Source organism: Streptomyces sp. NPDC093261 (assembly GCF_044753645.1).
Classification (GTDB): Bacteria; Actinomycetota; Actinomycetes; order Streptomycetales; family Streptomycetaceae; genus Streptomyces.
The window spans coordinates 815,422-834,377 of record NZ_JBIVNO010000001.1 but is presented as its reverse complement, the minus strand read 5'-3'; the positions used below and the strand labels follow the sequence as shown (position 1 = coordinate 834,377).

The 18,956-nt window shown below is 72.0% G+C and carries 14 protein-coding genes; 11 read left to right on the top strand and 3 right to left on the bottom strand.

Annotation, left to right across the window (positions count from 1 at the left end):
* Positions 1-42 precede the first annotated feature (42 nt).
* On the bottom strand, positions 43-309 hold the full coding sequence (rpsT, locus tag ACIP94_RS03825) for a 30S ribosomal protein S20 (protein WP_234512684.1): 267 nt from the start codon (positions 307-309) through the stop codon (positions 43-45).
* 399 nt (positions 310-708) lie between these two features.
* Here rpsT and lepA point away from each other — a divergent pair, with 399 nt between their 5' ends.
* From lepA to hemW, 4 genes are all read left to right on the top strand, one after another.
* Positions 709-2,577, top strand: coding sequence for a translation elongation factor 4 (lepA, locus tag ACIP94_RS03820; protein WP_402419034.1), 1,869 nt, complete (start codon positions 709-711; stop codon positions 2,575-2,577).
* A gap of 234 nt (positions 2,578-2,811) precedes the next feature.
* Positions 2,812-4,686: an AMP-dependent synthetase/ligase gene (locus ACIP94_RS03815; RefSeq protein WP_402419031.1), complete on the top strand. Its 1,875-nt coding sequence runs from the start codon at positions 2,812-2,814 to the stop codon at positions 4,684-4,686.
* A gap of 513 nt (positions 4,687-5,199) precedes the next feature.
* Complete coding sequence (locus ACIP94_RS03810; RefSeq protein ID WP_402419028.1) at positions 5,200-7,137, top strand: SpoIIE family protein phosphatase; 1,938 nt, start codon at positions 5,200-5,202, stop codon at positions 7,135-7,137.
* Between the two features lie 48 nt (positions 7,138-7,185).
* Positions 7,186-8,418: a radical SAM family heme chaperone HemW gene (hemW, locus tag ACIP94_RS03805; RefSeq protein WP_402419025.1), complete on the top strand. Its 1,233-nt coding sequence runs from the start codon at positions 7,186-7,188 to the stop codon at positions 8,416-8,418.
* Positions 8,419-8,589: 171 nt separating this feature from the next.
* On the opposite strand, the gene ACIP94_RS03800 is transcribed toward hemW, so the two are convergent.
* Entirely contained in the window at positions 8,590-9,399 is an 810-nt protein-coding gene (locus tag ACIP94_RS03800; RefSeq protein WP_402419022.1) for a DUF3097 domain-containing protein, read from the bottom strand.
* Positions 9,400-9,445: 46 nt separating this feature from the next.
* The gene (locus tag ACIP94_RS03795; RefSeq protein ID WP_402419019.1) at positions 9,446-10,180 is read right to left on the bottom strand and encodes an MBL fold metallo-hydrolase; all 735 of its coding nucleotides are present in this window, start codon (positions 10,178-10,180) and stop codon (positions 9,446-9,448) included.
* Positions 10,181-10,375: 195 nt separating this feature from the next.
* Between ACIP94_RS03795 and hrcA the strand changes: the two genes are divergently transcribed.
* The 7 genes from hrcA to ACIP94_RS03760 all read left to right on the top strand — a co-directional run bounded on the left by hrcA (position 10,376) and on the right by ACIP94_RS03760 (position 18,943).
* Positions 10,376-11,392: a heat-inducible transcriptional repressor HrcA gene (gene hrcA, locus ACIP94_RS03790; protein WP_402419015.1), complete on the top strand. Its 1,017-nt coding sequence runs from the start codon at positions 10,376-10,378 to the stop codon at positions 11,390-11,392.
* Positions 11,393-12,529, top strand: a complete 1,137-nt coding sequence (dnaJ, locus tag ACIP94_RS03785; protein WP_402419012.1) for a molecular chaperone DnaJ — start codon at positions 11,393-11,395, stop codon at positions 12,527-12,529.
* Between the two features lie 240 nt (positions 12,530-12,769).
* On the top strand, positions 12,770-13,846 hold the full coding sequence (locus ACIP94_RS03780) for a nitronate monooxygenase (protein ID WP_402419009.1): 1,077 nt from the start codon (positions 12,770-12,772) through the stop codon (positions 13,844-13,846).
* Positions 13,843-14,580, top strand: a complete 738-nt coding sequence (locus ACIP94_RS03775; RefSeq protein WP_402419006.1) for a 16S rRNA (uracil(1498)-N(3))-methyltransferase — start codon at positions 13,843-13,845, stop codon at positions 14,578-14,580. Before ACIP94_RS03780 ends, ACIP94_RS03775 begins: the two co-directional genes overlap by 4 nt.
* A gap of 16 nt (positions 14,581-14,596) precedes the next feature.
* Positions 14,597-14,989, top strand: a complete 393-nt coding sequence (locus ACIP94_RS03770; protein ID WP_402419003.1) for a VOC family protein — start codon at positions 14,597-14,599, stop codon at positions 14,987-14,989.
* 90 nt (positions 14,990-15,079) lie between these two features.
* Entirely contained in the window at positions 15,080-15,640 is a 561-nt protein-coding gene (locus tag ACIP94_RS03765; protein WP_402419000.1) for a hypothetical protein, read from the top strand.
* 81 nt (positions 15,641-15,721) lie between these two features.
* A complete protein-coding gene (locus ACIP94_RS03760) occupies positions 15,722-18,943 on the top strand; it encodes a S41 family peptidase (RefSeq protein ID WP_402418998.1) in 3,222 nt (1,073 codons plus the stop codon).
* The last annotated feature ends 13 nt before the right edge of the window (positions 18,944-18,956 follow it).

Genomic DNA, 18,956 nt, shown 5'->3' with positions numbered 1-18,956 from the left:
GAGAGAGGGCCCGCTCGGTTCCCTCCGGCGTCAAATCAAGTGTCAGCCCTTGAGGGCACCGACCTTGGAAGCCAGTGCCGACTTCTTGTTGGCAGCCGCGTTCTTGTGGATGACGCCCTTCGAGACAGCCTTGTCGAGCTGACGCGCGGCAGCGCGCTGGAGCTCGGTGGCCTTCTCGACGTCACCCGCGGCGGCGGCCTCACGGGCCTTGCGGATCGCGGTGCGAAGCGAGGACTTGACGGCCTTGTTGCGCAGGCGCGCCTTCTCGTTCGTCTTGTTCCGCTTGATCTGGGACTTGATGTTCGCCACGAATGAGCCTTTACAGGTTCAGGCACGCGAGACGGGCTGTCCCACGCGCCGGTGATTTCTTGAAGACGTGTCTCGCGCTGAGAGGGCAGGAAACACAGCCACCCAGACTACCAGCCGCCTTCCGACCCGCCCAAACCGGTCTCGCCGGGCCCCGTCCGAGCCCTCGGACACCCGCCCGGCCCCCGCGTATGCGCCGCTCCGCCCGGGCTTCGGCGCGCCCCGAAACGGTGGCAAACCGCCTGAAACACCCCTCGCGCCCGCCCCCGCGCACGCCGCCGCGACCGGTCTCGGCACAGCCCACACCGGTCACAACCTCCCGCGCGTGGGACGATGGAGGCTACGTATCGATCCGACCCGAGACCGCAGACGCTGCGGACGCCTCAAGAATCAGGACCCTGCGTGCCCGCGACCCCTACCCATGTGCCCGAGCCGAGCCGTACCGCCCCGGCTCTGATCCGCAATTTCTGCATCATCGCGCACATCGACCACGGCAAGTCCACGCTCGCCGACCGGATGCTCCAGCTGACCGGCGTCGTCGAGCAGCGGCAGATGCGCGCCCAGTACCTCGACCGCATGGACATCGAGCGCGAGCGCGGCATCACGATCAAGTCCCAGGCGGTGCGTCTGCCGTGGGCCCCGACCCACGATCCGGGCAACACGCACATCCTGAACATGATCGACACCCCGGGTCACGTCGACTTCACCTACGAGGTCTCGCGGTCGCTCGCCGCGTGCGAGGGGACCATCCTCCTCGTCGACGCCGCCCAGGGCATCGAGGCCCAGACCCTCGCCAACCTCTACCTGGCGATGGAGAACGACCTCACGATCATCCCCGTGCTGAACAAGATCGACCTGCCGGCCGCGCAGCCCGAGAAGTTCGCCGAGGAGCTCGCGAACCTCATCGGGTGCGAGCCGGCCGACGTGCTCAAGGTCTCCGCCAAGACCGGCCTCGGCGTCGAGGCCCTGCTCGACAAGGTCGTCGAGCAGATCCCGGCGCCGGTCGGTGTCGCGGACGCGCCGGCCCGTGCGATGATCTTCGACTCGGTGTACGACTCCTACCGCGGCGTGGTGACGTATGTCCGTGTTGTCGACGGACAGCTCAACAAGCGTGAGCGCATCAGGATGATGTCGACCGGCGCCACCCACGAGCTGCTGGAGATCGGCGTCAACTCGCCCGAGATGCTCCCGGCCGACGGGCTCGGGGTCGGCGAGGTCGGCTATCTGATCACCGGTGTGAAGGACGTCCGCCAGTCCAAGGTCGGTGACACCATCACCAGCCAGGCCAAGGGGGCCGAGAAGCCCCTCGGCGGTTACAAGGACCCCAAGCCGATGGTCTTCTCGGGTCTGTATCCGCTCGACGGCTCCGACTACCCGGACCTGCGCGAGGCCCTCGACAAGCTCCAGCTCAACGACGCCGCGCTCGTCTACGAGCCGGAGACCTCCGCCGCCCTCGGCTTCGGTTTCCGCGTCGGCTTCCTCGGCCTGCTCCACCTCGACGTGATCCGTGAGCGTCTGGAGCGCGAGTTCGGGCTCGACCTGATCGCCACCGCGCCCAACGTGGTGTACCGCGCGATCATGGAGGACGGCACCGAGCATGTCGTCACCAACCCGAGCGAGTTCCCCGAGGGCAAGCTCGCCGAGGTCTACGAGCCGGTCGTACGGGCGACGATCCTCGCGCCCACCGAGTTCATCGGCGCGATCATGGAGCTGTGCCAGACCCGCCGCGGCACGCTGCTCGGCATGGACTACCTGTCCGAGGACCGCGTCGAGATCCGCTACACCCTCCCGCTCGCGGAGATCGTCTTCGACTTCTTCGACCAGCTGAAGTCCAAGACCCGCGGCTATGCGTCGCTGGACTACGAGCCCACCGGCGAGCAGAGCAGCTCCCTGGTCAAGGTGGACATCCTGCTGCACGGCGACAAGGTGGACGCCTTCTCGGCGATCACCCACAAGGACCAGGCGTACGCGTACGGCGTCCGGCTCGTCGCCAAGCTGAAGGAACTGATCCCGCGGCAGAACTTCGAGGTGCCGGTGCAGGCCGCCATCGGCTCCCGGGTGATCGCCCGCGAGACCATCCGCGCCATCCGCAAGGACGTACTCGCCAAGTGTTACGGCGGTGACATCTCCCGTAAGCGGAAGCTGCTGGAGAAGCAGAAGGAGGGCAAGAAGCGGATGAAGATGGTGGGTTCAGTGGAAGTTCCGCAGGAGGCCTTCATCGCGGTGCTCTCCAGCGATGACGGCGCGAGCTCGGCCAAGAGCAAAAAGTAGCCACCGCTGTAGGGCAAATCGGGGGAAAGGGGCCCGTCGCGTGAGGCGCGGCGGGCCCCCGTGTCTGTGCGCGATGGCTCGGCGGAGGAAGCGAGTGACGTCCGCCTCTTACAAACCGGCTGGTCGGGCTCTACCCTGATGGCTGCCCGATGGGTTACTCGCGAGTTAAACAACGCCCGCGAGTGGAAACAGCAGAAATGAGCCAGCCGCACCGTCGCGGGCCCGGAGGATGTCGTGAGCCACACACAGACTTTGATCGAGAACCGTCCGCCGTCTGTCGCGGCCCTCTTCCTGGAGCGTGTGGCGGCCACGCCCGACGCCGAGGCCTACCGCTACCCCGTACCGTCGTCCACCGGTGAAGGCCCCGACGAGTGGAGGTCGCTGAGCTGGGGGCAGGCCGCCGAGCGGGTCCACGCGATCGCCGCCGGACTGATCGAGCTGGGCGTACGCCCCGAGGAACGCGTCGCGCTCGCCTCCTCCACCCGTCTCGAATGGATCCTCGCCGACCTCGGCATCATGTGCGCCGGCGCGGCCACGACCACCGTCTATCCGCAGACCAACGCCGACGAGTCGGCCTTCATCCTCTCCGACTCCGAGAGCAAGGTCCTGGTCGCGGAGAACGCCGGCCAGCTCGCCAAGGTGCTCGAGAAGCGCTCCGAACTGCCCGGCCTCCACCATGTCGTCGTCATCGACCCGGCGGGCGTCGAGTCCGGGGACTGGATCCTCACCCTCGCCGAGCTGGAGGCCCGTGGCACGGCCTATCTGGCGAAGCACCCCGGGCTGATCAAGGAGCGGGTCGGCGCGATCACCAAGGACCAGCTCGCCACCCTCATCTACACCTCCGGCACCACCGGCCGCCCCAAGGGCGTGCGCCTGCCGCACGACAACTGGTCGTACATGGCCAAGGCCATCGCCGCGACCGGACTGCTAGGCGCCGACGACGTGCAGTACCTGTGGCTGCCGCTCGCCCATGTCTTCGGCAAGGTGCTCACCTCCGGGCAGATCGAGATCGGGCACGTCACCGCGGTCGACGGCCGGGTCGACAAGATCATCGAGAACCTTCCGGTGGTGCAGCCGACGTACATGGCGGCCGTGCCGCGCATCTTCGAGAAGGTCTACAACGGCGTGGCCGCCAAGGCCCGCGCGGGCGGGGCCGCCAAGTACAGGATCTTCCAGTGGGCCGCCGAGGTCGCCCGCGAGTACGCCAAGGTCACCCAGGACACCTTCCGGCGCACCGGCACCCAGTCCGCGCCCTTCGCCCTCGCGGCCAAGCACAAGGTCGCCGACACACTCGTCTACGCCAAGATCCGCGAGGCGTTCGGCGGCCGGCTGCGGGCCTGTGTCTCCGGCTCCGCGGCCCTCGCGCCCGAGATCGGCTACTTCTTCGCCGGTGCCGGCATCCACATCCTGGAGGGTTACGGCCTCACCGAGTCCTCCGCGGCCTCGTTCGTGAACCCGGGGGAGGCCTACCGCACGGGCACGGTCGGCAAGCCGCTGCCCGGCACCGAGGTGCGCATCGCGGACGACGGCGAGATCCTGCTGCGCGGCCCCGGCATCATGGAGGGCTACCACGGGCTGCCGGAGAAGACCGCCGAGGTGCTGGAGGCGGACGGCTGGTTCCACACCGGAGACATCGGCGAGCTGTCCCCGGACGGCTATCTGCGCATCACCGACCGCAAGAAGGACCTCATCAAGACCTCCGGCGGCAAGTACATCGCGCCCGCCGAGGTCGAGGGACAGTTCAAGGCGGTGTGCCCGTATGTCTCCAACATCCTGGTGCACGGCGCCGACCGTAACTTCTGCACCGCGCTCATCGCCCTGGACGAGGCCGCGATCCTCGAGTGGGCGAAGGAGAACGGCCTCGAGGGCAGGTCGTACGCCGAGGTCGTCGCCGCTCCCGCCACGGTCGGGATGGTCGACGGCTATGTCCGGGAACTCAACGCCGGGCTCCAGCGCTGGCAGACCATCAAGAAGTTCCGGCTGCTGCCGCGGGACCTCGATGTGGAGCACGGTGAGATCACACCGAGCCTGAAGCTGAAGCGGCCGGTGGTGGAGCGGGAGTACAAGGATCTCATCGACGGGATGTACGCGGGGACGCGCGAGGCGTAGGCCCGCTCGCGGCCCGGGGGCGCGGCCTCCGGGCCGCGACCTGCGCCAACTCCCGCACCCGCCCGCATAGTTCCGGCTTCGGTGCCTCAAGGGGCGTATCCGGCCGAGGCCACCACCAGGAGCCCGCGTGAGCCGTCGCGGACGAGCGTGGGCCGTCACGAGCCGCCACCGGCCGGCGTGTGCGACCGCGAACCACCATGAGTCGCCACGAGCCCGCGTGAGCCGCCGCGGGCCGGCCGGAGTCAAGCCGTACCGGCCGGAGTCGGCCATGAGTCGCCACGACCCGCGAGAGTCGGTGCAAGCCGGCCGGAGCCGCCATGATCCCCGGCGAGCAGAGGACGTAGATCCGTTGCTCGAATCCGACCGTCTTCGCGCACATCCGTAGCACTGTTCTCACCCTCGACGGCCCACTTCGGTAACTCGGTGTTTATGGACGGGTCCGGTCTGTCACTCTGTCCGCATCGCCGGAGGCGTATTCGTCGGAGTTCGTCGGAACTGCTCGGGGAGCCGTCCATGGGGGCCATTCCCACGCAACGGGAGACCGTCTTCCGTGCCCCTGACACGCCCGCGCACGGGGGCGCGGCGCTGCACACGGTGGTGCGTACGACGCTGCCCGGCGGCCCGCTCGCGCCGGGCGCCGCCCGCCGTTTCGTGCGCGCCGCCCTCTCCGCGTGGGCCGAGGCGGCCGAACCCGACACCTTCACCGAGCGGCTGGCCGACGACGTCCTGGTCGTGGTCAGCGAACTGGTCACCAACGCGGTCGTGCACGCGGGCACCGACGTCGACATCGTCTGCCGCCTCCACGAGGGAGAGGACGAACCGCCCGGCTTCCTCGTCGAGGTCTCCGACCACCACCCCTCGCGCCCGGTGCGGGAGGACGCGACCGAGCGCACCTACGGCATACCCGAGTACGGCCGCGGTCTGCGCCTCGTCGGCGCGCTCTCCAGGGCCTGGGGGATCACCTACCGCACCGCGACCAAGACCGTCTGGGCGCAGCTGCCCCTCGACGGCGCGCCGGCCGCCGAGGACGGCATCGAGGCCTGCGCCGCTGAGGGCACCCTGGAGTGCGGTCCGAGCCCGGCCGAGATCCTCGGGCCCGACTCCACCCCCTACACCGAGCCCGGACGGGGGGTGCCCGACCGGGACTGGCGGGGCAGGGGCGCGCTCTCCTTCCTCGCCGAGGCGTCCGACCTGCTCGCCGGACAGCTCGACGAGGACCTGGTCGCCGCGCTCACCGGGCAGCTCCTCGTGCCGCGGCTCGCCGACTGGTGCGCGGTGTGGCTCGAGGACGAGGCGACCGGCTGGCACGGTCCCGAGACGGCGGTCGCCACCGGGCCGCGTCTGGCCCGCGTCTGGCATGGCAGCGAGAACCGCATCGAGGAGCTGCGCCGGGTGCTGGAGAAGGATCCGCCGCGCCTGCCGGAGTCGGTGCGTTCCCGGGCGGTGCCCGTGCCCTGGCCCGGGGAGGCGCTCGGCCCGCGAGGCGCGACCGGGGCCGCGCTGGCCTACCGGCTGATCGCCGGCGGCAGGCCGCTCGGCACGCTGGTCATCGGGCGGGCGGGGCTGCTGCGCTTCCCCGACGAGGTCACCGGGCTCGTGGAGGATCTCAGCCGCCGGGTGGCTCTCGCCATCGGGGCGGCCCGGCAGTACGCGCGCCAGGCCACCATCAGCAGGGTGCTCCAGCGGGGACTGCTGCCGGGAGCCGTCGCCGAGATCCCCGGGGTGAGCAGCGCGCTCGTGTACGAACCATGCGACAAGGGCGGCCCCAGCGGCGACTTCTACGACCTCTTCCCGGCGGGTCACGGACGGTGGTGCTTCGCGCTCGGCGACGTCCAGGGCAAGGGCCCGGAGGCGGCGGTCGTGATCGGGCTGGCCCGCCCCTGGCTGCGGCTGCTGGCCCGCGAGGGATATGCGGTACCCGACGTCCTGGACCGCCTCAACCAGCTCCTCCTCGACGACGCCACGGAGGCGGCGGACGCGGCGGCGCGGGCGCTGGTGGCGGCGGGCGCCCCCGTGCCGGTCGCCGACGGCGGCCCCCACGCGCGTTTCCTCTCCCTGCTCTACGGCGAGCTGATCCCCTTCGAAGGCGGGGTGCGCTGCACGCTCGCCTCCGCGGGGCATCCGCTGCCGCTGCTGCTGGGCCCGGACGGCGACGTACGGGTCGTGGCCCAGCCGCAGACCCTCCTCGGGGTCGTCGAGGACGTCACCTACGGATGCGAGACCTTCGAGCTGCGCTCCGGCGACACCCTGCTGTGCGTCACGGACGGGGTGACCGAGCGGCGCAGCGGGTCCCGCCAGTTCGACGACGGGGACGGGCTGGCGGCGGCGCTCGCCGGCTGCGCCGGGCTGAGCGCCCAGCTGATCGCGGAGCGGATCCGGACCCTGGTGCACGAGTTCGGCGCGAAGCCGCCGGAGGACGATCTGGCGCTGCTGGTGCTGCGGGCGGAGTGACGTGCCGCACCGAAACGGTCAGGTCCCCGGTGCTGGACAATGGAGGACATGCCTTCCGCACTCCCCGACGGCGAGCCCGTCCCCGACGACGGCACACTGCCCGCGCACGCGCTCGCCGGGGCCGCCGAGCGCCCCCTCGGGTTCTATCTCCATGTGCCGTACTGCGCGACGCGCTGCGGCTACTGCGACTTCAACACCTACACGGCGACGGAGCTGCGCGGCACGGGCGGGGTGCTGGCGTCACGCGACAACTACGCGCAGACGCTGATCGAGGAGATCCGGCTGTCCCGCAAGGTGCTGGGCGACGATCCGCGCGAGGTCCGCACGGTCTTCGTCGGAGGCGGCACACCGACTCTGCTGGCCGCCGAGGACCTCGTACGGATGCTGGGGGCGATCCGCGAGGAGTTCGGGCTGGCGGACGACGCCGAGGTGACGACGGAGGCGAACCCGGAGTCGGTCGACCCGGCGTATCTGGGGACCCTCCGCGAGGGCGGCTTCAACCGCATCTCCTTCGGCATGCAGAGCGCCCGCCCGCACGTACTGAGGATCCTGGACCGCACCCACACCCCGGGCCGTCCCGAGGCCTGTGTGGCCGAGGCACGGGCGGCGGGCTTCGCGCATGTGAACCTGGACCTGATCTACGGCACGCCGGGCGAGTCGGACGACGACTGGCGGGCCTCGCTGGACGCGGCGCTGGGCGCGGGCCCCGACCACATCTCGGCATACGCGCTGATCGTCGAGGAGGGCACCCAGCTCGCCCGCCGCATCCGCCGGGGCGAGATACCGATGACGGACGACGACGTCCACGCGGACCGCTATCTGATCGCGGACGAGGTGCTCGGCTCGGCGGGCTACGACTGGTACGAGGTCTCCAACTGGGCCACGTCGGAGTCCGGCCGCTGTCTGCACAACGAGCTGTACTGGCGCGGCGCCGACTGGTGGGGCGCGGGCCCCGGCGCGCACAGCCATGTGGGCGGGGTGCGCTGGTGGAACGTGAAGCACCCGGGGGCGTACGCGGCGGCGCTCACTTCGGGCCGCTCCCCGGGGGCCGGACGGGAGGTCCTGTCGGAGGAGGACCGCCGGGTGGAGCGCATCCTGCTGGAACTGCGCCTGAGGGAGGGCGTCCCGCTGTCGCTGCTCCGGCAGGAGGGGCTCGCGGCCGCACGCCGGGCCCTGACGGACGGACTCCTGGAGAAGGAACCGTACGACGAGGGCCGGGCGGTCCTCACCCTGAGGGGACGGCTGCTGGCGGACGCGGTGGTGCGGGACCTCGTGGACTGATCACTCCGGCGGGTGAATCGGTGCGGAACGCCGCTTCGGTCCCCCACCTGATTCGTCTGCCGCCGACAGGACGCGGACAAACGCGGCACGTGACGAAGTCCGGCGCCGGCCTGCCGCTGGCGATCCTGGGAATCGAGCTGGACACCGGCGAATACGGGACGTTTCCCGGAGTCAAGCCCCACCGCTACCGGTGACGAAGTCGATCAGTTCCTCCACCCGCCCCAGCAACTCCGGCTCCAGGTCCTTGTAGGACCGCACCCGCGACAGGATCCGCTGCCAAGCCGCCCCCGTGTTCGCCGGCCACCCCAGCGCCCGGCACACCCCGGTCTTCCAGTCCTGCCCGCGTGGCACCCGGGGCCAGCCGGCAATCCCCAGGGCCGCCGGCTTCACCGCCTCCCAGATGTCGATGTAGGGGTGGCCGACGACCAGCGCGTGTTCGCTGGTCACCGACTCGGCGATACGCCACTCCTTCGTACCCGGCACCAAGTGGTCCACGAGCACGCCCAGCCGCGCGTCCGGACCCGGCGCGAAGGACGACACGATCGACGGCAGATCGTCCACGCCCTCCAGGTACTCCACGACCACGCCCTCGATGCGCAGATCGTCGCCCCACACCTTCTCGACCAGCTCCGCGTCGTGGCGGCCCTCCACATAGATACGGCCGGCGCGGGCCACCCTGGCACGCGCCCCCGGGACGGCCACCGATCCCGACGCCGTACGCGTGGGACGCACCGGCGCCCTCGAGGGGCGCACCAGCGTCACCACCCGCCCCTCCAGCAGGAACCCCCGCGGCTCCAGCGGGAACACCCGGTGCTTGCCGAAGCGGTCCTCCAGGGTCACCGTGCCCGCCTCGCAGCGGATCACCGCGCCGCAGAAACCGGTGCGCGGCTCCTCGACCACGAGACCGGGGTCCGCCGGGACCTCCGGCACGGGCTGGGGCTTCTTCCACGGCGGGGTCAGGTCCGGCGAGTACTGGCGCATTCGGATGACGATAGGAGAAGCCCGGCCGCGGCGGACGCGGAAGGCGTCACGACACGCCGAAACGGGCCGCCAGTGCGTCGCGCTGCGCCCGGACGAACGCCGCGTCCACCACGGCACCGTGCCCCGGCACGTACACCGCGTCCCCGCCGCCGAGTTCGAGCAGCCGGTCCAGGGCCGCCGGCCAGTGCGAGGGGACCGCGTCCGGTCCCGCCTGCGGCTCGCCGGACTCCTCCACCAGGTCCCCGCAGAACACCACCTCCCGCTCGCCGGGGACGAGGACCACCAGGTCGTGCGCCGTGTGGGCCGGCCCCACGTTCGCCAGCAGCACCTGCACCCCGCCCAGGTCCAGCGTCCATTCGCCCGAGACCTGGTGGCGCGGGCGGACCAGCACATCCCCGGCCTCGGCCGCCACGGCCGCGTCCAGGCCGTGCCGCACCGCGTCCGCGACCAGCGCGTCACGCTCGTGGACGAACACCGCGTCGATGCCCACCGCCCCGAACACCTCCGCGCCCGCGAACGCCGCCGCCCCGAGGACATGGTCGAAGTGGGGGTGCGTCAGCGCGAGATGTGTCACACGCCGGTCCCCGCCGAGCGGCGCGAGCAGCCGCCGCGTCTCGGTGCGCAGCCGCGCGCCCTCGGCGAGACTCGATCCGGCGTCGATCATGAGCGCCCCTCGCTCGCCGACCACCAGGCCCGCCGTGCAGTCCCAGCCCGGAAGCCGCGTGCGCCCCGCCCGGGCGCTGAGCGCCTCCCACCCGGACTCTTCCCACCACACCGTCATGGGGGTGACGCTATCCGCAGACGCCCGGCCGGGCGGGACACCGTGGGACAGGTCGGTACACCTCGGCACGGCACGGGAGCCCGCCCTTGCCGGGGGCGTACCCGACGGCCGTACACTTGGCCCGGGGATGCTGGCACTCACCTGCGCAGAGTGCCAGGGGAAGCGTCAAGGGCACAGATCGCTGGAGGTGTGCGCATGCTGAGTGAACGCAGGCTCGAAGTGCTGCGCGCCATCGTCCAGGACTATGTGGGCACCGAGGAGCCGGTGGGCTCCAAGGCACTCACCGAGCGGCACAACCTCGGCGTCTCCCCGGCCACCGTCCGCAACGACATGGCCGCGCTGGAGGACGAGGGCTACATCGCCCAGCCGCACACCAGCGCCGGACGCATCCCCACGGACAAGGGCTACCGCCTCTTCGTCGACAAGCTCGCGGCCGTCAAGCCGATGACCGCGCCCGAGCGCCGCGCGATCCAGAACTTCCTGGAGGGCGCCGTCGACCTCGACGACGTCGTGGCGCGCACGGTACGACTGCTCGCGCAGCTCACCCGGCAGGTCGCCGTCGTGCAGTACCCGTCGCTGACCCGCTCGACGGTGCGGCACGTGGAACTGCTGGCGATGGCGCCCGCGCGGGTGATGCTCGTGCTGATCACCGACACCGGCCGGGTCGAACAGCGCATGATCGACTGCCCCGCGCCGTTTGGAGAAACGTCACTCGCGGATCTGCGGGCGCGGCTCAACAGCAGGATCGCCGGCCGCCGTTTCGCGGACGTCCCGCAGCTCGTGCAGGACCTGCCCGAGGCCTTCGAACCGGAGGACCGGGGCACGGTCTCCACGGTGCTCTCCACCCTTCTGGAGACCCTCGTGGAGGAGACCGAGGAGCGGCTGATCATCGGCGGCACCGCCAATCTCACCCGCTTCGTGCATGACTTCCCTCTCACCATCCGCCCCGTCCTGGAGGCGCTGGAGGAGCAGGTCGTCCTTCTCAAGCTGCTGGGCGAGGCGAAGGATCCGGCCATGCGGGTGCGTATCGGCCACGAGAACGCTCACGAGGGACTCAACTCCACGTCGGTGGTCTCCGTGGGCTACGGTTCGGGCGGCGAGGCAGTAGCGAAACTCGGCGTGGTCGGACCGACCCGCATGGATTACCCGGGAACGATGGGAGCGGTACGAGCGGTGGCACGGTACGTCGGACAGATCCTGGCGGAGTCGTAAGTGGCCACGGACTACTACGCCGTACTCGGCGTGCGCCGCGACGCGTCGCAGGAAGAGATCAAGAAGGCGTTCCGCCGGCTCGCCCGCGAGCTGCACCCGGACGTCAACCCCGATCCCAAGACGCAAGAGCGGTTCAAGGAGATCAACGCCGCGTACGAGGTGCTCTCGGACCCGCAGAAGAAGCAGGTCTACGACCTCGGCGGCGACCCCCTGTCCCAGGCGGGCGGCGCGGGCGCGGGCGGCTTCGGCGCGGGCGGCTTCGGGAACTTCTCGGACATCATGGACGCGTTCTTCGGCACGGCGTCGCAGCGCGGACCGCGCTCGCGCACCCGCCGGGGCCAGGACGCCATGATCAGGCTGGAGATCGAGCTCGACGAGGCGGCCTTCGGCACCACGAAGGACATCCAGGTCGACACGGCCGTCGTCTGCAACACCTGCAACGGCGAGGGCGCCGCGCCCGGCACGTCCGTGCAGACCTGTGACATGTGCCGCGGTCGCGGCGAGGTCTCGCAGGTCACGCGGTCCTTCCTGGGCCAGGTCATGACCTCCCGACCCTGCCCCCAGTGCCAGGGCTTCGGCACGATCGTCCCGAACCCGTGCCCGGAGTGCGCGGGCGACGGCCGGGTGCGCTCCCGCCGGACGCTCACCGTCAAGATCCCCGCGGGCGTCGACAACGGCACCCGGATCCAGCTGGCGGGCGAGGGCGAGGTCGGCCCCGGCGGCGGCCCCGCCGGCGATCTGTACGTGGAGATCCACGAGCTGCCGCACACGACCTTCCAGCGCCGCGGCGACGACCTGCACTGCACGGTCACCATCCCGATGACGGCGGCGGCCCTCGGCACCAAGGTGCCGCTGGAGACGCTGGACGGCATGGAGGAGGTCGACATCCGTCCCGGCACGCAGTCCGGGCAGTCGATCCCGCTGCACGGCCGCGGCGTCACGCATCTGCGCGGCGGTGGCCGGGGCGACCTGATCGTGCACGTCGAGGTGCAGACGCCGTCGAAGCTGGACCCCGAGCAGGAGCGCCTGCTGAGGGAACTGGCGAAGCTGCGCGGTGAGGAACGGCCGCAGGGCCAGTTCCAGCCGGGGCAGCAGGGACTGTTCTCGCGCCTGAAGGACGCGTTCAACGGACGCTGACCTTGAGCGGACCTCCGGCGCCGGCCCCTGTGCCCGGCGCCGGACGTGCTTCAAGGGGGCCGCCGCTTCCCGGCCCGGCTTCCTCCTGCCCCGGCGTCCTCCTGCCCCGGCGTCCTCCCGGCCCCGCTCGGCCCACGCGAGTACACCCTCCGCCGCCCCTGACCCACGGATGTCTCCCGGGGTATATGCCGGCGGAAGCCCGGATTCGGACTTGTTCAAAGGACGTGACAACATGCCGTCATGTCCTCCGTGCTGACCGATCTCCTCAGTCACCCGATCGTGCAGGCCCCCATGGCGGGCGGCGCCTCCGTGCCGCAGCTCGCCGCCGCCGTGTCCGAGGCGGGCGGCCTGGGGTTCCTCGCCGCCGGATACAAGACCGCCGACGGCATGTACCAGGAGATCAAGCAGCTCCGCGGGCTCACGGCACGGCCCTTCGGCGTGAACGTGTTCATCCCGCAGTCCGACCAGGCCGACCCCGCCGCCGTCGAGGTCTACGCCGAACAGCTCGCCGGCGAGGCCGCCTGGTACAAGGCCGAGCTGGGCGACCCCGACCGCGGCCGCGACGACGGCTACGACGCCAAGCTCGCCGTCCTCCTCGACAACCCGGTGCCGGCGGTCTCCTTCCACTTCGGGGTGCCCGCCCCGTCGGTTCTTGAGTCCCTGCGCCGCGCGGGCACCTTCACCCTGGTCACCGCGACCAGCGCCGAGGAGGCCCTCGCCGTACAGGAGGCGGGCGCCGACGCCGTGATCGCACAGGGCGTGGAGGCCGGCGGCCATCAGGGCACCCACCGCGACAGCGCCGAGAACGACGGCTCCGGCACCGGGCTGCTCTCCCTCGTCCCACAGATCCGCGAGGCCGTACGGATCCCGATCGTGGCGGCCGGCGGCATCATGCGCGGCAGCCAGATCGCCGCGGTGCTCGCGGCGGGCGCGAGCGCCGCCCAACTCGGCACCGCGTTCCTCGCCACCCCCGAGTCCGGCGCCCACCCCCTGCACAAGCGGGCGCTGACCGACCCCCTGTTCGTCCGGACGGAGTTGACGCGCGCGTTCTCCGGGCGCCCGGCACGGGCTCTGGTCAACCGGTTCATGCGGGAGCACGGACCGTACGCGCCCGCCGCCTACCCCGAGATCAACCACCTCACCTCGCCGCTGCGCAAGGCGGCCGCCAAGTCCAACGACCCGCAGGGCATGTCGCTGTACGCCGGCCAGGGCCACCGCCTGGCCCGTGACCTGCCCGCCGGACGCCTGGTGGAGGTACTGGCGGCGGAGCTCCGGGAGGCGGCGACAGCGTTGTCCACGGGCGGTGCCGGGCGATGACGGCGCCCGTGTTCGTCGTGGACCGGCTCGACGGCGTCGGGCCCGAGTTCGTGCTCGACGGCCCCGAGGGGCGGCACGCGGTCTCGGTGAAGCGGCTGCGGCCGGGGGAGGCCGTCGTGCTGACCGACGGCGCCGGGCACCGGGCGGAGTGCGAGGTCGTCGGCATCGAGGGCAAGGACCGGCTGGTCGTCCATGTGACCTCGGTGTCCGAGGAGGCGCCGCAGACACCCCGGATCACCGTCGTCCAGGCCCTCCCCAAGGGCGACCGGGGCGAGCTGGCCGTGGAGACCATGACCGAGGTCGGCGTCGACGCGATCGTCCCCTGGCAGGCCTCCCGCTGCATCACCCAGTGGAAGGGCGACCGGGGACTGAAGGCCCTCGGCAAGTGGCGGGCCACCGCCCGCGAGGCGGGCAAGCAGTCCCGCCGGGTGCGCTTCCCCGAGGTCGCGGACGCGGCGACGACCAGGCAGGTGGCGGCACTTCTGGCCGGGGCCGACTTCGCCGCGGTCCTGCACGAGAGCGGCGAGGAACCGCTCGCGACCGTGGACCTCCCCGCCGAGGGCGAGATCGTGCTGGTCGTCGGGCCCGAAGGAGGCGTCGCCCCCGAGGAGCTGACCCTGTTCGAGGAGGCGGGTGCGCGGGCCTTCCGGCTGGGACGCACCGTCCTGCGCACCTCGACCGCCGGCACCGCGGCGGCCGCGCTGCTGCTCGGCCGCACCGGACGCTGGTCCTGACCTTCGGGGGTACACCATGGAACTCGCCCAGGTGCGGCTGCTGGTCTCGGACTTCGCCGCCTGCTACCGGTTCTACGCCGACGTCCTCGGCCTCAAGCCCCAGTCGGGAGCGGTGGACGGGCCGTACGAGAAGTTCTCCCCCGCCGTCGGCTCGGCGGGCATCGCGCTCCAGGAACGGGCGATGATGGCCCGGGTCCTGGGCGAACTGGGCGACACGGCGACCGGCCACCGCTCGCTGGTGGTGCTGCGCGTGGAAGACCTGGACGCCTGCTGCGAGCGGATCACGTCCCGCGGCGTGACGCTCCTGCACGGTCCGGCCCCCATGACCGACCGTATGCGCGTCGCCCACCTCAAGGACCCCGAGGGCAACCTGGTCGAACTCCAGGAGTGGCTGCTGTTGCGCGGCTGACGGCGCGTCGGGAGACGGGGCCGCGCGCGGGCGCCCGTGTGGCCGTATGCGCTCTACCGCCGACGGCGGGGGAGTGGCAGGCTGCCCTCCATGGGGGTGTTGAGGCGGATTCGGCGGCGGGGATGGCGGGCCGTGGCGGCGACCGGACTCGTGGCGGTCGCCGTGGGCGGAGCCGTGGCGTGCCAACCCGGTGACCTGAGCACCGCGGCGGCGGCGTACACCACCGACCAGACCGCGACCAGGGAACTCCAGCGGCACCATGTGACCGTGCGCTGGCTCAGCTGCACGGGCGGCTACGGCACGGGCGGCACCGCCACCCGGTCCGGCAGGACGCCCGCGCCGACCGAGACCACCGTCGTCAGCGTCGACTGCCGGGGGAAGACCGACGACGACAAGGACATCACCGTCAAGGGCAGGATCACCCGCGTCGTCGACGGCAGGTGCGTGCGCGGCGACCTGCGGGCCACCGTGGGCGGCCGGCAGTGGTTCCATGTGAGCGGCCTCGGCAACTGCGACGCCGCCCCGACACCGACGTACCAGCCGCCCGTCTCCTACCGGCCGACCCCCGGGGTGCCCGGTCCCACCGTCACCGTGACAAGGACCATCTGGTGCCAGGGCGACCCCACCTGCTGGCCCGTCCAGGGCAAGTGATCCGCAGGACTCCGCACGACGAACCGGGGGCGACCGGCAAAACCCCTGTCCGTGAACACACTTGCTGCTTAGGGTGACCTGGTGACTCAGTCCATATCGCCCGCGTATCTCCGCTTCCCGCATCTGCACGGCGAGTTGGTCGCCTTCACCGCCGAGGACGACGTCTGGGTCGCCCCGCTCGACGGCGGCCGTGCCTGGCGGGCCAGCGCCGACAACGTCCCGGTCAACCACCCCCGGATATCCCCGGACGGCCATACCGTGGCCTGGACCTCCACCCGCGACGGCGCACCCGAGGTGCACGCCGCGCCGATCGACGGTGGCTCCGCCCAGCGCCTGACCCACTGGGGCAGTGGGAAGACCCAGGTGCGCGGCTGGACCCCCGACGGACGGGTGCTCGCCCTCAGCACGGTCGGCCAGGCCTCGCTGCGCCGCACCTGGGCGCACGCCGTACCGCTCGACGGCGGCCCGTCCACCCTCCTGCCGTACGGGCCCGTCGGCGAGGTCGCCCACGGCCCGGCCACCGTGCTGCTGTCCGCGCCCATGGGCCGCGAGGCCGCCTGGTGGAAGCGGTACCGCGGCGGCACGGCGGGCAAGCTGTGGATCGACCGGTCCGGCCACGACGGCGAGGGGGCCGGGGAGTTCGTGCGGCTGCACGAGGACCTCGACGGCAACATCGAGTACCCCTTCTGGGTCGGGGAACGCCTCGCCTTCCTCTGCGACCACGAGGGCGTCGGGGCCCTGTACTCGTCGCTCGCCGACGGCTCGGACCTGCGTCGCCACACCCCGCTCGACAGCTTCTACGCCCGGCACGCGGCCACCGACGGAACCCGGGTCGTCTACTCCTCCGCCGGTGAACTCTGGCTCCTGGAGGGCCTGGACGGGGCCGAGCCCCGGCGGCTCGACATCCGGCTCGGCGGACAGCGCGTGAATCTCCAGCCCCATCCCGTGAGCGCGGGCCGCTGGTTCGGGGCCGCCTCGCCCGACCGCACCGGACGCGGCAGCGCGGTCTCGGTGCGCGGCGCCGTCCACTGGGTCACCCACCGCTCGGGGCCCGCCCGCGCGCTCGCCGCCGAGCACGGCGTACGGGCCCGGCTGCCGCGCGCCTTCCGCGTGGACGGCGAGGAGTGGGTGGTGTGGGTGACGGACGCGGAGGGCGAGGACGCGCTGGAGTTCGCGCCCGCCACCGGGCTCGCGCCCGGCGCCACCCCGCGGCGGCTTGCCGCCGGGCGCCTCGGCCGGGTGCTCGGGCTCGCGGTGGCCCCCGACGGCAGCCGGGTCGCGGTCGCCGCGCACGACGGGCGGGTGCTGCTCGTCGAACGGGACAGCGGCGAGGTGCGCGAGGTCGACCGCAGCGAGGACGGCGAGGCCGAGGGGCTCGTCTTCTCCCCGGACTCGGCCTGGCTGGCCTGGTCCCACCCCGGCCCGCGTCCGCTGCGCCACCTCAAGCTCGCCAACACGGCCGACCTGTCGGTCACGGAGGCGACCCCGCTCCGCTTCCGGGACTACGCGCCCGCCTTCACACTGGACGGCAAGCACCTGGCGTTCCTCTCGGCACGCTCCTTCGACCCGGTCTACGACGAGCACGTCTTCGACCTGGCCTTCGTGGGCGGCTCCCGGCCCCACCTGATCACCCTCTCCGCGACCACCCCGTCCCCCTTCGGGCCCCAGCGGCACGGCCGTCCGTTCGAGGCGCCCGACAAGGACGAGACACCCGACAGCGAGGGCGCGCCCACGACCCGTGTCGACCTCGAGGGCCTCGCCGACCGGATCGTGCCCTTCCCGGTCGAGGCCGCGCGCTACTCCGGGCTGAGAGCAGCCAAGGACGGGGTGCTCTGGCTGCGGCACCCGGTGCGCGGTGTCCTCGGCACCTCCCGTGCCACGCCCGACGACCCCGACCCCAAGACCGAGCTGGAGCGCTACGACCTGGTCCAGCAGCGCATCGAGCATCTCGCGTCGGACGCCGAGCACTTCGCGGTCAGCGGCGACGGCAAACGGGTGCTGCTGTGGACCGACGGCAAGCTCAAGGTCGTGCCGAGCGACCGTCGCGCCCCGAACGACGACGACAGCGACGCCAACATCACCGTGGACCTGTCCCGGATACGGCAGACCGTCGACCCGGCGGCCGAGTGGCGGCAGATGTACGAGGAGACCGGCCGCCTCATGCGCGACAACTTCTGGCGGCCCGACCTGGGCGGGGTCGACTGGGACGGCGTACTGGACCGGTACCGGCCCGTTCTGGAACGCATCGCCACGCACGACGACCTGGTGGACCTCCTGTGGGAGGTGCAGGGCGAACTGGGCACCTCGCACGCGTATGTCACGCCGAACGGCCACGGGCCCGGCGCGGACCGCCGGCAGGGGCTGCTCGGGGCCGACATCTCCCGGCACCCGGACGGAAGCTGGCGCATCGACCGGGTGCTGCCGTCGGAGACCTCCGACCCGGACGCCCGGGCGCCGCTTGCCGCGCCCGGGGTGGCGGTACGGGCCGGGGACGCGATCGTGGCGATCGGCGGGCGGCCGGTGGATCCGGTGACCGGGCCGGGGCCGCTGCTGGTCGGGACGGCGGGCAAACCGGTGGAGCTGACCGTCTCGCCCGCGGGCGGGGGCGATCCGCGGCATGTCGTCGTCGTGCCGATCGCGGACGAGGAGCCGCTCAGGTACCACGCGTGGGTGGCGGACCGGCGGGCGTATGTGCACGAGAAGTCCGGCGGGCGGCTCGGGTATCTGCATGTGCCGGACATGGTGGGCTCCGGATGGGCGCAGCTCCACCGCGACCTGCGGATCGAGGTCGCCCGGGAGGGGCTGGTCGTGGACGTCCGGGAGAACCGGGGCGGCCACACCTCCCAGTTGGTCGTGGAGAAGCTGGCGCGGCGGATCGTGGGCTGGGACCTGCCGCGCGGGCTGCGGGCGTACAGCTACCCGGAGGACGCCCCGCGCGGTCCGGTCGTCGCCGTCGCCAACGAGTTCTCCGGCTCGGACGGTGACATCGTCAACGCGGCGGTCAAGGCGCTCGGCATCGGACCGGTGGTCGGAACGCGGACCTGGGGCGGCGTCGTCGGGATCGACAGCAGGTACCGGCTGGTCGACGGGACGCTGGTGACCCAGCCGAAGTACGCGTTCTGGCTGGAGGGCTATGGGTGGGGCGTGGAGAACCACGGCGTCGATCCCGACGTCGAGGTGGTCCAGGCACCGCAGGACCACGCCGCCGGGCGGGACGTCCAGCTCGACGAGGCGGTACGGCTGGCGCTGGCCGCGCTGGAGGAGCGCCCGGCGAAGCGTCCCCCGGAGCTGCCGACCCAGTGATCACCCCACCGCG